Annotated in this window: 14 protein-coding genes; 3 read left to right on the top strand and 11 right to left on the bottom strand. The window is 65.4% G+C overall.

Translation table 11 applies throughout. The features are described from left to right. Positions 1–505 precede the first annotated feature (505 nt). Positions 506–994, bottom strand: coding sequence for a hypothetical protein (locus ACFVUS_RS25440; RefSeq protein WP_387771282.1), 489 nt, complete (start codon positions 992–994; stop codon positions 506–508). 264 nt (positions 995–1,258) lie between these two features. Between ACFVUS_RS25440 and ACFVUS_RS25435 the strand changes: the two genes are divergently transcribed. Continuing rightward, the gene (locus tag ACFVUS_RS25435; RefSeq protein ID WP_387771280.1) at positions 1,259–1,627 is read left to right on the top strand and encodes a YrdB family protein; all 369 of its coding nucleotides are present in this window, start codon (positions 1,259–1,261) and stop codon (positions 1,625–1,627) included. Between the two features lie 82 nt (positions 1,628–1,709). Here the strand turns inward: ACFVUS_RS25435 and ACFVUS_RS25430 are convergent, their stop codons facing one another. The 6 genes from ACFVUS_RS25430 to ACFVUS_RS25405 all read right to left on the bottom strand — a co-directional run bounded on the left by ACFVUS_RS25430 (position 1,710) and on the right by ACFVUS_RS25405 (position 7,332). Continuing rightward, a complete protein-coding gene (locus ACFVUS_RS25430) occupies positions 1,710–2,081 on the bottom strand; it encodes a hypothetical protein (protein WP_387771277.1) in 372 nt (123 codons plus the stop codon). Then, the gene (locus ACFVUS_RS25425) at positions 2,075–2,329 is read right to left on the bottom strand and encodes a hypothetical protein (RefSeq protein WP_364648733.1); all 255 of its coding nucleotides are present in this window, start codon (positions 2,327–2,329) and stop codon (positions 2,075–2,077) included. Before ACFVUS_RS25425 ends, ACFVUS_RS25430 begins: the two co-directional genes overlap by 7 nt. A 39-nt stretch (positions 2,330–2,368) precedes the next feature. Next, positions 2,369–3,439 (bottom strand): DMT family transporter, encoded by a 1,071-nt coding sequence (locus tag ACFVUS_RS25420; protein WP_387771274.1) that lies wholly within the window; start codon positions 3,437–3,439, stop codon positions 2,369–2,371. A gap of 101 nt (positions 3,440–3,540) precedes the next feature. Beyond that, positions 3,541–5,028, bottom strand: a complete 1,488-nt coding sequence (locus ACFVUS_RS25415) for an AMP-binding protein (protein WP_387771271.1) — start codon at positions 5,026–5,028, stop codon at positions 3,541–3,543. Continuing rightward, positions 5,021–5,863: an enoyl-CoA hydratase gene (locus ACFVUS_RS25410; RefSeq protein ID WP_387771268.1), complete on the bottom strand. Its 843-nt coding sequence runs from the start codon at positions 5,861–5,863 to the stop codon at positions 5,021–5,023. Before ACFVUS_RS25410 ends, ACFVUS_RS25415 begins: the two co-directional genes overlap by 8 nt. After that, on the bottom strand, positions 5,860–7,332 hold the full coding sequence (locus ACFVUS_RS25405; protein WP_387771265.1) for a carboxylesterase/lipase family protein: 1,473 nt from the start codon (positions 7,330–7,332) through the stop codon (positions 5,860–5,862). Before ACFVUS_RS25405 ends, ACFVUS_RS25410 begins: the two co-directional genes overlap by 4 nt. Positions 7,333–7,501: 169 nt before the next feature. On the opposite strand from ACFVUS_RS25405, the gene ACFVUS_RS25400 reads away from it, so the two are divergent. Further along, positions 7,502–8,119, top strand: coding sequence for a QsdR family transcriptional regulator (locus ACFVUS_RS25400; RefSeq protein WP_387771262.1), 618 nt, complete (start codon positions 7,502–7,504; stop codon positions 8,117–8,119). Positions 8,120–8,171: 52 nt separating this feature from the next. After that, on the top strand, positions 8,172–9,050 hold the full coding sequence (locus ACFVUS_RS25395; protein ID WP_387771259.1) for a hypothetical protein: 879 nt from the start codon (positions 8,172–8,174) through the stop codon (positions 9,048–9,050). A gap of 1 nt (position 9,051) precedes the next feature. Here the strand turns inward: ACFVUS_RS25395 and ACFVUS_RS25390 are convergent, their stop codons facing one another. The 4 genes from ACFVUS_RS25390 to ACFVUS_RS25375 form a co-directional block, all read right to left on the bottom strand. Continuing rightward, positions 9,052–10,536, bottom strand: a complete 1,485-nt coding sequence (locus ACFVUS_RS25390) for an MFS transporter (RefSeq protein ID WP_387771256.1) — start codon at positions 10,534–10,536, stop codon at positions 9,052–9,054. A gap of 237 nt (positions 10,537–10,773) precedes the next feature. Further along, the gene (locus ACFVUS_RS25385) at positions 10,774–12,246 is read right to left on the bottom strand and encodes a sensor histidine kinase (RefSeq protein ID WP_387771254.1); all 1,473 of its coding nucleotides are present in this window, start codon (positions 12,244–12,246) and stop codon (positions 10,774–10,776) included. Next, a complete protein-coding gene (locus tag ACFVUS_RS25380) occupies positions 12,243–12,929 on the bottom strand; it encodes a response regulator transcription factor (protein ID WP_387771251.1) in 687 nt (228 codons plus the stop codon). Before ACFVUS_RS25380 ends, ACFVUS_RS25385 begins: the two co-directional genes overlap by 4 nt. A gap of 127 nt (positions 12,930–13,056) precedes the next feature. Further along, entirely contained in the window at positions 13,057–14,664 is a 1,608-nt protein-coding gene (locus tag ACFVUS_RS25375; protein WP_387771248.1) for a DUF1254 domain-containing protein, read from the bottom strand. Between the last annotated feature and the right edge of the window lie 64 nt (positions 14,665–14,728).

Genomic DNA, 14,728 nt, shown 5'->3' with positions numbered 1-14,728 from the left:
CCCGCACCCCACGCCAGGTTCGCGAGCGACTGCTCTTAGCCGAGCGCACCGGAATATCGATCCAACAGGCCCTGGCCGAACCAATCCCGTGAACCACCATCGGCAAAAGCGATTGCGGCCGCGCAGCTCTAGGACGATACGGACTGATTGTGAATGAGGCCGAGCCCATCGGCGTGGAGTGATCGTCGACCTCGGCTTCGACACCATCGGGCGGTAGTAGCCTTTCGCCATGGTGACCGGACTTGTGATTGTGATCGTGGTGATGGCGCTGGTCGGGTTGGTCGTCGCGGGGGTGAGTCGGGACGACGATCCGAGTAGGCGGCGGGATCGGTGGCAGTCCGGTGGCATCGACGGCGGCGGTGATAGTGGTTGTGGCGGTGGGGATTCCGGGCACAGTGGGTGCGGTGGTGGGCATAGCGGATGTGGGGGCGGGGATAGCAGCAGTTCTGACTAGGTGTCAGGCAGGGACGGTGTCGGCCAGTGGGCCACTGGCCGAGTGGCCGGGTCAGTTGTAGCCGGTGGTGAAGCCGAAGCTGAAGTGGTGGCCCTTGGAGTTGCAGGTGACCTGGCCGCGGAAGCCGCTGCCGATGCAGGTCGCGCCGCCGTAGGTGATGGTGGCGTCGGGGCCGTAGCCGGAGCCGGGGGTGGGCTGGCCGGGGGTGAGGGGGGTGCTGTCGGCGCGGCCGTGCTGGGCGAGCGGGCCCAGGGGCGGGTGCGCGGGGAGGAACGGGAGATCGATGGAGACGTTGGAGATTTGCAGGCCGTACCAGTTCATGGTGCCGTTGGTGATATCGCAGCCGACGTCGCCGTTGGGGCGCATGGCGCAATTCGCCAGGTTGCCGTAGGTGAAGTAGACGGTGTCGCCGACCAGGAAATTGGCGGGGTCCTGTGCAATGGAATCCGCTGCCGCGGTTCCCGTTCCGGACAGGGCGGCTGCCGCCAATGCCAAAGCTGTTCCGGCGAGGGCGGTTCCGATGCGGGTTCGTGTCCTCATGATTTTCCCTTCGGTGTGAATTCGGCGGTGCCGTATGTCGTCTTCGAATGGCTCAATCGAGTTCGCGCTTACCGTATTCCGGCGAGCGCCACGATACGGTGCCGGTCGGCGAATGCGCAATTCAGCTTTCGTGCAACGACTTTCGAAGTCGCGCATCCACGCGAGACCGGAATCGATCGAAGAAGTCCGAATTCCGCTGACAGCCCGTTTCAAACCCTACTTTTGGTGGCAGCGCGCCGGGACCTGTGCAGTTAGGATCCCCGAGTGTCGTTGAATCCGTTCATGCTCGGTGTTCGTCTCCTGCTAGAGCTCGCCGCGATCGTTTCCTTCGGAGTCCTGGGCTGGCGCGAATTCGACTCGCCCTGGCGATATCTGCTGGTCGCGGTGCTACCGATTATTGTCGCTGCCTTATGGGGAACCTTCGCGGTCCCGGGAGATCCGAGCCGCAATGGACAAGCGACGGTCGCTGTGCCGGGCGCGGTACGCCTGGCGCTGGAGCTCGCGATATTCGGCGGCGGAGCAATAGCCCTCTGGGCTGCCGGACTCCCCGTCGCAGCCCTGGTATCCGCCGTCATCCTGGTGATCTACCAGGCCCTCGCCTATGACCGCGTCAGTTGGCTGCTCTCCCGCTGATACAGCTGCGAAGATCCTTGCGGTTCGCCGCAACACCGACTCTCCGATATGCCGGTAATCGGCACATACCGCACGTGCGGAGTCAGCGGTCGGGGGAGAAGACGGTGTCCGGGGCGACCAGTCCGACAAGTGCGCCGACGACCTGGCGCAGGGTGGATTCGGTGACGACACCGATGCGGTCCTGGAGCCACGGCCGGTAGACCGGGGTGATGCGGTAGACGACCGCGGACAGGCCGGGGAGGGGGTCGGCGTCGTCGAAGGGGACGGCCAGGCCGGGCATCTTCGGTGCGAGTTCGACCGGGATGGCCAGGACGGTCGGCAGGATCGCGTTGGCCGCGGTGCGCGAGACGATCAGGACGCGATCACCGCCGAGCGATGACGGTTTCTGGCGGCCCGCGATGGTGGGCAGGTAGTGCCAGAGTTCGCCGTGCGCGGGTGTGGCGGCGGTTACCACGCGGCGCCGTCGGCGCGAATAGCCTCGGCCATGGCGGCGCGTTCGGCTTCGACCTCGGCGAAGTGCTCGGCGGTGTCGCGGCCCTGCGCACGCTCGTAATCCGCGGCGATGCGCGCGGAGTTGGCGAGCAGTTTGTCCCGCAGCGCCGATTCCACGAAGGCGGAGAGCTTGATGCCCATCTGCGCGGCGACTTCCTTGGATTGCTCCAACACCGTGCCGTCCAGGCTGAGCGACGTATTAGCCTTCATAGTAGGAATCGTAACAGGAATCCAAGCACGGCCGCCGGGTCATTGGTCGGCGCGCAGCGGCACGACGCCCGGAGCGACGGTGACAAGCACGGGTGACGGCTCGGCGGTCCCGGGTGTTTGCCGGTTGACGAGATTGAGGCCCAGCGCGCAGGCGATGATCAGAATTCCACCGATGATTCCGCCCAGCGTCGGCATCTGCCGGTAGAACCACCAGCCGAACAGCAGCCCCCATACCCCTTCCAGGGTCAGCAGATTGCCGCCGCGAATCGGGTCGACATGTTCGAACGCATAGTTGATCAGGAAAACGTTCGTCACATTGAGCACCCCGGCGACCGCGATCGCGCCCCAGAGAATCAGCGGCGACGAGGCCGCTGGAACATGGGGAATCCCATCGCCTTTGAGCAGCGACACGAGTGCGACGCCGAGCGCGCCCAGGCCCACCGTCAAGGTGGTGATCTCGAGATTGTTGAGCGTGTTGTCATGCCAATCGCGGCCGATATAGCTCACCGCGAGCGCGATCATCGCGATCAGAGCGATCAGCTTGCCGCTGTTCCAGGAGATCGGGAGCGGGCCGGAACCGAGCCCCGAGGTCGTCAGGATCGCGACCCCGGCCGCGGAGCCGGTGACGCAGATGACCCTGGTGGCGGTCACCCGCACCTTCCGGAGCAGTAGCCCAATTACCGGCACCAGCGGTAGCGCGGCGATGAAGGACACATCGCTGATGGGAGACATGGTCGCGGCCTGGGAGAACAGCGTCGTGCCGAGCACATACAGCAGAATCGCGCGGACGGTGATCACCGCCCATTCGCGCGGTCTGATCTTCGGGATCTTGGACCATTTGATCCAGGGCCCGAATGCCACCACCGCGATCACGAATGCCACCGCGGTCCGCAGATAGACCTGCTGCGCGATGGTGAATCCGGTGTCCAGAAAGCGCGCGAACACGGTCAGCATTGCGAACGATGCCGTCAGTAGGAGAAATGCGCCGACGCCGCGCAGGTCGGAGCGCATGCTGAGCCGTCCGGTAAGAGTGTCGTTGATGCGGTTCAGGCTACTGCCCTGCCCGCCGCCAGTGCGGAACGGCGGCGGGTCGGTCGTGAACGCCGGCAATGATTTCCACCTACGGTGGCGCTTGCGTTCCGGCGTCCTCGCCGCCGGGCAGCGCCGACCCCGAAATACGTGCGGGCCAGGTACGCAGACACGTCTCACAGTTATTGCCCGGGCTCCCAACGAGCATGCGCGACAGCATCTTCGAGCCCGAGCTGCCCGCGTAGCGAGGCTCGGCGCACCTTGCCCGCGTCGTCTCGCAGGGCGGCGGTTGTGTAGTCGAAGGTGCGGGGGATCTTGTAGCGGGCCAATCGAGTTGCGATGAAGGCGCGCAACTCGTCGTCGATGAGCGGGTCGGATGACTCGATCACCGCGTGTACGCGCTGGCCGAGGTCATCGTCCGGTACGCCGAGTACGACCGCGCCGCTGACCCGCGGATGTTCGGTCAGCGCGGCTTCCACCTCCGCGGGGTAGACGTTCGCGCCACCGGTGATGATGAGATCCGCTCGGCGATCGTCGATGTAGAGGTAGCCCTCTTCGTCCAGGCGTCCGAGATCGCCGACTGCTTCCCAGCCATCGATGACTCGGGACGTGGCTCCGATGTAATGATAAGTGGGAGTGTCATTCTCGGGGCGGACGAGGATTTCACCGGTGTGGCCCGGCGGCAGTTCCGCGCCATCCGATGCAGCGATGCGTACCCGGCCCCACAGCGGCAGACCCACCGAACCCGGGTGCCGCAACCAGTCGGCGCCGTCGATGTGGGTCATCATCGTGCCCTCGGTGGTGGCATACATTTCGTGCAGCGCGGGCGCACCGACCAGATCGATCCACGCGCGTTTGAGCCACTGCGGACACGCTGCCGCGCCGTGCCAGACCGAACGCAGCGAGGTGATGTCGTATTCGTTTGGGCTGCTGCGCAATTCTTGTACCAAGCGGCTCATCATGGTGGGTACCAGGCTGATCCAGGTGGCCCGCACCAGGGCGATCGACCGCAGCACCGCGACCGTCTCGAATCGCGGCAGCACCACCAGGTGCTGCCCGGCCAGCAGCCCGTAGATCGAGAAGTTGAACGGTGCGTTGTGATACAGAGGGCCGCAAACCAATTGGGTGTCACCGTCGCGCTGATCCAGGATGGCCGCGGTCAGTTCCACATCGAGTTCACCGGGCTGCGCAGACACGATCAGTTTGGGTCTCCCGGTGCTGCCACCGGACGTCGGGGCCTTCCAGGAGGGTGCGACCGCAGTCGGCGTGATCGGGGTATCGGGCACCGTGGACGGGGGCGTGAATCCGGCGGGCAGCCACCGGATCGACGGATCCGCGGGCTGTGTTCCGATCACCAGAACCGGTTGTGCCAGTGAGAGAATCGCCTCGCGCTCCGGTCCGGGCAGCGCGCTGGAGATAGGCTGCGGCACCGCGCCGATCTTCCACAGCGCGAACACCGCGATATAGAACTCGGCTCCGTTGGGAAGCGCCACGGTCACCAGATCTCCGGCGCGCACCCCGAAGTCGCGGTAAACGCGGGCCAGGCGATTGGCCGCGGCATCGAGTTCGGCGCGGGTGTAGGTGCGGTCCGCATCGGTGAGGGCGGGTCGCTCGGGCGCACGGGTCGCCAGGTCCGTGAGCAGCTGTCCGAGCGGAATCGCCTCAGCCACGGAGGAACCTGTCGATGAACGCGGGTTCGACGACGAGCCCGTGCACCTGCATATTGTGGCTGTGCGCCAGTTGATGCAGTGCGAACGCGTTGCGAATGGCTTCGGGCCGTCCGGCGGCGTCCTGCGCGGCGTTCACCGATTGCTTGGCCAACTTCAGTGCGAACGGCGGCTGCTCGGCGATGTGGGCGGCCAGTTCCATTGTCGCGCTGGTGAGTTCGGCGCGCGGCACCACTTTGTTGACCATGCCGACGCGTTCGGCCTCGGCGGCGGTCATGGCGCGCGAGGTGAACAGCAGTTCCTTGGCCTTGCGCACGCCGAATTCATAAGGGTGATTGAAGAATTCGACCGCGTTCACGCCCATCGACACCACATTGTCGATGAATTCGGCATCCTCGGCCGCCACGATCAGATCGCACGGCCAGGCCAGCATGAGCCCGCCGGAGATGACCTTGCCGTGCACCTCGGCGATGGTCGGCTTGGGGATATTGCGCCAGCGTTCGCTGAAGCCGAGGTAGATCTCCTCTTCACGCGCCATTACCCCGGCCGCGCCCGGCTCGGTGAATCCCGCACCGCTGCCGACGGTTTCGAAGCGCTCGTGTGCGGCCAGCGGATCGGGTTCGCGCATATCGTGACCCGCGGAGAAGTGCGGGCCGTTGGCGGCCAGGACGATCACCACGATGTCGTCATCGTGCGCGGCGCGGTCGAACGCGGTGTTGAGGGCGTACAGCAGTTCGGTGTCCTGGGCATTGCGCCGGTCGGGGCGGTTCAGGACGATGCGGGCGACTTTCGGGATCGGTACCTCGTAGGTTACCGGCTCGGTGCTGATGCTCGTCATCGCTTGCCCTCCCATAGGATTCGTTCGTGGCCCGCCGGATCGTCGGCGGTGGTGATGGTTTCGGAGATGAGTCCGGTGGTGCGGGCGGTGGTGTCGTAGGCCGCCCAGCCGGGATCGCCGCGGGTGATGAAGTCGATCCAGATTCGATGGTTGGTGTCGGCGACCACCTGCGGTGGGGCGTCGCCGATGCGGGCGCTCAGCCCCTGGTCGCCGAGGGTGTCGAACGCGAACGGGATATCGACGGCGTGGCCGGAACCCAGTGTGGGAGAAGCCCATTCGAATCGGTACAGCCAGGTGCTGCCGGGCTCCCTGGTTTCGGCGACGCGAATGGAGGGGATGCGGAAGTACCAGTCGGACACAATCGCGGAGACCAACTCACCGGCGGTCGCGTCTTGTCGATCGCGCCGGTACGCGGTCAGCGTCTCGGCTACCGGCAGCCCGTACCCTTCGATTGTCGCGGTCAGCGCGGTCTCGTCGAGCAGTGTCAACACTCCCGATGCGACCAGAATCGCGCGCGCTTCATCGGCGGTGGTCCCGACGAGCAATCGCACCCCGGTGCCCTCGGCGAGCGCTTCCAACGTGGGCCGGGGCAGCACGGTGCCATCGACGGTCGGCGCGAAGGGCTGCTGGGTCAGTGCGAGGGCTCCCCATTTGGCGGGATCCGGCGCGGTCTGAATCTCGGTGATGACCGTCCGGCAGGCCTGGGCGAGCACCTGCGGATCCACCGCGGCGAAGGCCTCGCGCTCGGGCTCGATACCGAGCAGGCGCGCCAACTCTCGCGCGACCGTCAGTGATTGTTCGGGCGGCAGATGGTGATGCGCCCCGCCGCTCTGCGAAATCGCCTGGTGGAAAAGCCCTTCCGCATCCGGTACCGCCAGCAGGGTGTTCACGCTCCACGCGCCCGCGGATTGCCCGGCCACCGTCACCCGATCGGGATCGCCGCCGAATGCGGCGATATTGTCGCGCACCCACCGCAGTGCCGCGATCTGATCGAGGATGCCGAGGTTGGCCACCTCGTCCCCGGTGTACAGGAAACCCTCCGCGCCGAGTCGATAATTGATCACCACGGTGACCACGCCGTCGCGGGCGAATGCCGAACCATCGTATTCCGCAAGCGAATTCGAGCCATTGGTGAACGCGCCACCGTGAATCCACACCAGCACGGGCAGGTGATCGGCATCGACGCGGGTGTGCACGTTCAGGTTCAGGCATTCGGTGCCCGCGATGGTCACCTCGGGGTAGTAGGGCATGTACATGGCGATGTAGTCCGCTTTGGGAACCGTCGCCCCGTACTGCCGGGCATCGCGCACACCCTGCCACGGCGGCGCTGGAATCGGGGGGCGCAGGCGGTTCGCACCGAACGGTGCGGCGGCGTACGGGATGCCCAGAAATTCCAGCAGGTCACCCCGCTGTTGCCCGCGCACCGTTCCTTCTCGGACGATCACCGTATCGGTCACCGTGCTGCCCATTGCGGCCTCCTCGCCTGCAAGGTCACTCGAATACGCCAGTGTCGCAACATGATCGCGCCAACTGTCGAGTGTGAAACATTTTGTTGAGATGTTGCATGAGCCTAGACCGGATGCAACATCACGGCAAGATGTTGCACAAAGGAAATGTCGGGCAAGATATGCTGCATCGGTGGCATCGACACCGCTGGAACGACAACTGGCCTCGGACTCGACCCCCCGCCGCCCGACCGCCCTGGACGCGTTCGCCCTGGCGCGGGCGGATTTCCTGGCCGGGGAGCGCATCGACATCGGCTCGATCGCACAGCGCCTGGGCGTCAACCGCGTCACCCTCTACCGCTGGGTCGGCACCCGCGAACAACTGATCATCGAAGTGGTCTGGTGGCTCACCGAACGCACCCTCGACCACGGCTGGCGCACCGTCGAATCCGCCCCCGGCCCAAGGGTTCCCGCCCTCCTCGGCCACCTACTGCACGCCATCTGGGATCAACCCGGCTCGCGCCGCTCCATCGAGCGCGACAACGCCATGTACATGACCCTGCTGACAGTGGCCTCGCACGGCTTTCAACCCCGCATGCTCGCCTATGTCCGCGCCAAACTGGCCGCCGACCTCGACACCGGCCGCATTCACACCCCGCTCACCCTGGACGACCTGTCCTACACGGTCCTGCGAGTGGCCGAGTCCTTCCACTACATGCCCACCATCATCGGCGAGCCCGCCGACCCCGACCGCGCCGTCCGGGTCCTGACCGCGATCCTCGGCAACCCCTCGGACTCGAATCACCGGTGATGGGAAGGTTTCCTGCCGCGTCGCGGAGACATTGTGCAGCACAGTGAAACCCATGGGCGGAGAATTGGATGCCGCTTGGCGGGCGGTGCGTGATGTGCTCGGCACAATGGCCAGGGACCTCACCGACGCGGCTTCCACGATGCCCACGCGAACTGCCGACGTCATCGCGGGGGGTGTCCGGGGCAGGGTCGAGGCCGATGCCGCGTCGACAATTGCTGTGGCCGATGCGTCCTCAGCCCTGCGTGGTGAGGTCGCCGCCGACGCGGTGTCTCCGAGATACGTGCGTGGCAGGGATCTGATCGATGAGGCGGATTACAGCGCGCTGCGCCGGTCCGGGGGAATCGATTCGCTGGGGACCTCCCCGACTTTCGAGCGGATTCAGCGTTTGCAGGGCTTCGACGGCCGCGTTACCAGGGCTACCTCCGATGAGATCGACTCGGCGGTCGCGAGGGGTGGCGCCGAGCTGTTCCGGGGATTCGAGGAAGGACGCTTTCTCGATGCGTTTGTTTCGGGTCCGGTGCGGCCCGGCGGCGGGACCACCGGATCCGGGACCTATGCCTCGCCTCTGGAGCGGATTGCACTGCACTACACCGATCCCGGCCGTACCCAGGATCTCGCCACCCGGCAGGCCAAGGTGCTGCGAATGGCCCTGCGCCCCGACGCCAGAACGATCACCCTCAACGCGCTGGAGTCCGACCGCGGCCGGACCCTCGTGCAGATCAGTCGGGAGCTGACAGCGATCCGCAATATCAGGAACCCGACGGCAGCCGAATCGGCCCGCTACACAGCGCTATTGGATCAGGAGCTGGTCATGGCCGATATCGGCCAGTACGGTGCGTTGCGGGGCTGGGACGCCATCGACGGATCGGCCACCTGGCGGAACAAGGAATGGGCCGTGCTCAACCCGACCGCACTGCTGGCCCAACGGTGAACTACTCGCCTGTGGCACGGGCGGGTTCGGCAACCGTTGCCGACAGCGGTGGGGCGATGTCCTCGAGGGAGCGGCCCTCGGCGTCGATGGCGAGGCGGTAGGCGATCAGGCCGCCGGCGATCATGACGGTCGCGCCGACGAGGTAGCCGAGGAAGAGGCCGAGGGGGTAGGTGCCGTCGCCGATCAATGCGCCGTAGATGACCGGACCGAGGGCGCCGAAACACTGTGCGATGGCGAAGAATACGGCGATTGCCTTGGCACGGACCTCGAGGGGGAAGATTTCGCTGACGGTGAGGTAGGCGGCGCTGGCTCCGGCGGAGGCGAAGAAGAAGATGACGCACCAGCAGATGGTTTGGGTGATCGCGTTCAGGGCGCCGCTGTAGAACAGGCAGGCCGAGAGTGCGAGCAGGACGCCGGACAGGATGTATGTGCCCGAGAGCATGACGCGTCGCCCGACGGTGTCGAAGAAGCGGCCGATCGTCAAGGGGCCCAGTAGGTTTCCGACGGCGAAGGCGATCAGGTAGAGCGGGGTGGCGGTGGAGGGCACATCGTAGAACTTGCCGAGCACCAGCGTGTAGGTGAAGAAGATCGCGTTATAGAGGAACGACTGGCTGATCATCAGGCTCGCACCGAGAATGGCACGGGAAGGATACTCGCGGAACAGGATTCGAGTCAGTGCCCGGTAGCCGATGTGCTCCGCGGGCTTGACCCGCATGGCCTTCGATTCGTCCACAGGCGGCAGGTCGACCTCGCTTGCCCGCACCTCATGCTCGATCGCGGTGATCGATGCCTCGGCATCGTCGGCTCGGCCCTGCATGATCTGCCAGCGCGGGCTCTCGGGAAGGTTGCGTCGCACCAGCACGATCACCAGGCCCAGTACCGGGCCGATCAGGAAGCCGAGCCGCCAGCCCAGGTCCAGGCTGACATGGTTGAGCAGGATGTACGCGCCCAGAGTGCCGAGAATCGCACCGGCCCAGTAGGTTCCGTTCACGGCGATATCGACGCGACCGCGGTATCGCGCGGGAATCAGCTCATCGATCGCGGAATTGATCGCGGCGTACTCGCCGCCGATTCCCATGCCCGCGATGAACCGGGTCAGGTACAGGAACACCAGCCATCCCGGACCGCTGCCGAGCGTGAACGCGGTGAGCCCGCTGCCGATCAAATACACACCGAGGGTGATGACGAACAGCTTGCGCCGCCCGAGTCGATCGGACAGGTTCCCGAATACCAGCGCGCCGACCACCTCCCCGGCGAGATAGACCGTCGCCAGGAACCCGACCGCCGTCGAAGATAGTTGCAGCGCTTCGGGTTTGGTGAGAGTATCCGCGACCGCGCTGGCGACGGTGATCTCCAGCCCATCGAGAATCCACGCCACTCCCAGCGCGATCACCATCCGGGTGTGAAACCGCGACCACGGCAACCGATCGATCCGCGCCGGTATCAACGTCCGTACCCCACCGGCAACGCCGGTCACTTCCGCCATGACGACTCCTGTGTCCGACCACCTGCGGAAGAACCCTAGCGGCGGAAACAGCTGCCCTTCAGCGCTGGGAACGCGATCGTCAGGACCGCACGGCCTGCCCGCGGACGTCGATCACAGGAAGTTCTAGGTGGTGGATGTGGTTGTCGTGGTGAAACTCTCGGTCGTGGTGCTGGTCCCGGTGCACGTCGTTGTCACCGTTCCCGACGCGGTGGTCGTGCAGGTGCCGGTGAACGATTGTCACCGTGCGAGTTCGGTCAGAATTCGAAAGCGAGTTCCCGAACCCGGTGTGTTGATGAGTTGAATCTGCGCTCCGTGGGCGGTGAGGATGGCGCTGACAATGGCCAGTCCGAGCCCGGAACCTACTGTGCGGGAGCGGGATTCGTCGGCGCGGTAGAAGCGGTCGAAGATGTGCGGGGCTTTGGCGGGCGGGATTCCGGGGCCGTCGTCGTGGATTTCGATGATCGCGACATCTCCGGATAGCGGTATCGCGGCACCGGCATGCGCGATGACATCGCCGGTCGATGGTGCGGGTCCTCGGGTTATCGTCAGGTCGATCGCGGAATCGGTGTGGGTGAGGGAATTGCCGATCAGGTTGGTGAGCACCTGGCGCAGTCGGTGCTCATCGCCGTAGGTGTATACGGGTTGCGGCGGAATATGCAGGCGGACAACGCGTTCGGGGGCTCGGGCGGCCGCGTCATGGACGACGTCATCGGCGATGGCGGTCAGGTCTACCCGGGCCATATCCATGGGCCGCTCCTCGTCGAGTCGTGCGAGCAGCAGCAGATCATCGACGAGCAGGCCCATACGCGTGGCCTCGTCCTCGATGCGGCGCATCATGCGATCGACCTCGTCGGGAGGTTGCGGGCCGCTGAATCGGTACAGCTCGGCGTACCCGCGAATCGAGGTGAGCGGGGTGCGTAGTTCATGCGATGCGTCCGCGATGAACAGCCGCATGCGTGCCTCGGATTCCTCCAGGCGCCGCAGGGCCGAGGACAGGCGCTCGACCATGGTGTTGAACGCGGAGCCCAGGCGACCCACCTCGGTGTACGAATTGGTTTGCGCCACACGCCGATCCAGCTCTCCCGCCGCGATGGCCTGCGCGGTGTGCTCGATGCGGGTGAGCGGGCGCAGGCCGACGCGGACCAGCCAGGTCGCGACCGCTCCGAGTATCGCGAGCAAACCGATTCCCGCGGCGACCTCGATGGTGCGGAGTTGACTCAGGGTGGCGTCGTAGGTGTCCAGCGACATGGTGACCGCGACGGTGCCACCGTTGGGCTCGAAGCTATTCGGTGGCTGATAGGCGGTATGCACTCGCCATTGGACACTGCCGTCGTGGGCGGGAACCGTGATGGCGTGCGCGCCGCGCGCCCGTACGGACGCGGCGTCCATCGGGGGCAGTTCCGGCAGCGATACCCCACTGCCGATTCGAATCGTGGGCGCGCCGTCGGTATCGAAGAACAACACTCGAAACGGCGAGGGGATCTGGTCTTCGGCGGTGCTCCCGGCAGGTCGAGGCGGGGGTGGTGGCCGATTGGTGCGTGTCATATCGGCGACCACGGTGTTCAGCTGTGCGTCGATGCGCGCGAGTTCGGCGCGATCCAGCAGTGCGACCGCGAGAATTCCGAAGGCCGCCATCCCGACCGCGGTGGTGATCAGCGCCGCCGCCAGCACCCGGGCGCGCAGCGTCCAACTCCGGCGCAATCGGATCACGAATGCTCACCGGGTAAGCGCAGCGAATACCCCACACCGCGAACGGTATGAATCAATGCCGGACCGTGCGCGTCGACCTTGCGCCGCAATTGACTGATGAACGTCTCGACCACCCGATCTCCGCGCCCCTCCGCGGAATCCCACACCTGATCCACGATCTGCCTCTTGCTGACCACTTTGCCGGCATTGGTCATCAAATAGCGCAGCAGATTGAACTCGGTTGCCGACAGCCACAACCCCTCACCGCCGCGAGTCACGCTGTGCGCGTCCGCATTCAATTCCAGATCGGCGAATCGCAGTGTCGCCTCCGCGTCATGCGGCGTCGCCGTGCGCCGCATGATCGCGTGCAATCGCAGTACCACCTCTTCGAGGCTGAACGGTTTGGTGACGTAATCATCGCCGCCCGCGGTCAGCCCCTCGATCCGATCCTTGACCGCATCTCGCGCGGTCAGGAATAGCACCGGCACCTCATTGCCCGCAGCCCGCAATCGCCGGGCCACGGAATACCCGTCCATATCCGGCAGCATCACATCCAGAACCACGATGTCCGGCGGCGTCGTCGCCGCGCTGGACAGTGCCTCCACCCCATTCGCCGCCACGGTCACCGAAAACCCACTTGCCCGCAACGCGGCCCCGAGTAGATCTCGAATATTCGGTTCATCGTCGACAACAAGAACCCGCATGCTCGCAGACACCATCCGATCGGCCACGAATCCCACAATAAGCCCAGCCCAGCCGCCATTCCTGGCACCCGACCGCCCGATTCCCAGCCAATCCACAGCCCCGCCCGCGCCTGCCCGGAGGTTCGGGTCAGGCGGGGGTGATGGCCGGGGGCTTCCAGCTGCCGTCGAGGATGGCCTGGTCGCCCCAGTAGGCGCGGATGTAGAGCGAGAAGGGGCCGGAAGGGGTTGGGATCCAGTTGGATTCGGTTTCCCGGGTGGGGGACTGCGGGCCGATGTGCAGGGTCAGGGAGCCATCGGGGTTGCGGGCGAGATTCTTGTTCTTGGTGCCCAGGGAGTAGCGGTTGAGGGGGTTGGGGGAGAAAAGGTGTTGGTTGTTGTAGACGGTCAGCGACCAGAAGCCCTTGACCGGGGGTTCTTGGCCCGCGGGGAAAGTGACGCTATAGGTGCGGGTGCCGTCCAAGGGGGCGCCGGCGGTGTCGTTGTCGGTGTAGAAGTACTGGGTTTCGGTGGGGCGGTTTTCGAAGATATTCGATTTGGAGGTGCCGGTGCGGCTGAAGTAGTCGACGCCGAATTGGGCATTGTTGGCTGAGCGGTTCCAGCCGTTGCCGGCGGGAACGCCGTTGTGCTTCCACTCGAAAAACGGTGCTATGACGTTCTTTTCGGCGGCAACCGCGGTGTCGATGAGGGCTTGGCGAAGAGCGGGATCACGGCGGGCCGCGTCGAGCAGACTGCGGAATTGCGCGTAGAGCGCTTCCTCGCCGGGCAGGGGCGGCACGCTGTCCAGGATGGTGCCGAGCTGGTCGAAATACTGTTCGGGGATAACGTATTTCGTCTCTCCGCCATCGGTGGGAGGTCCGGGCAGGGCCGGGGTCTGGGACCAGTCGGTGATCTTGGTCTTGCCGTCGAATTCGGTGAGCGGATAGATATTGACCTGGTTGATCACCGCCTGGATGGCGGTGTGGTCCTCGGGTGTGGCATCCATGAATATTCGCGGCAGGGCGTTGGCATAGGTGGTGGTGGATCGGATGACCGCTTCGACGCCCTTGGGCGCATCGCCCTGCCAATTCGGTCCTGCGAGCAGGTAGAAGCCAGGCTTGGTGCCGTATTGCTTACCCAGTTCACCGAATTGGTCGAGGCGAGCGTTGTAGAGGGCGTACACCCAGAATCGGTCCCCGAAGTCGGGAACCTGGACGATGACCGGCTGCGCGTCGAGGTTCAAGAACGCCGCACCGTAGACCACATCCTGATTAGGGCACGCGACGACATTCTCCTCGGGCACAACATAATTCGACAGCATCGACAAATGCCCCTGCGGCGCGACGGGCACCGCGTTGTTGAGCCGTCCGGCCTGGGGAACCTTACTGATCGTGTCATGCCGATTGCGCATATTCACCAGCGGCCAGCCCCACACGTACGCGAACTGCCCGATCGTCTTGGCGTAATCGGCGAACATATCCACCCCGGCCGCGGGCTGGGTCACCTGCGCCGGATCACCGATCGCCTTGTCCCGCTTGCCATCACCGGTCCCCGTCGGCGCCGCACCTGTGGTGGCATCTCCCGAGGACTTATCGTCGGACCCGCACGCCGCCAGCGCCATCCCGGCCCCCACGGCCACGGCCGCGACCCCCGCCCCTTGGAACATCCGCCTGCGCGATACGCCCGAACCTTCCCCAGCGTCCTTCTCGCAATTCTCAGGGGCATGGCGATTGAACAGGCGGGATGGTTTGAGAATCATAGGTAGACCTTCCGGCTGGGGTGGTACAGCAACACCTCCGACGCTAGAGCCGAACACCCCACAA

It is taken from the genome of Nocardia sp. NPDC058058 (assembly GCF_042885355.1).
Classification (GTDB): Bacteria; Actinomycetota; Actinomycetes; order Mycobacteriales; family Mycobacteriaceae; genus Nocardia.
The sequence above is the reverse complement of the archived record's forward strand: the minus strand, read 5'-3'. Positions and strand labels throughout refer to the sequence as shown.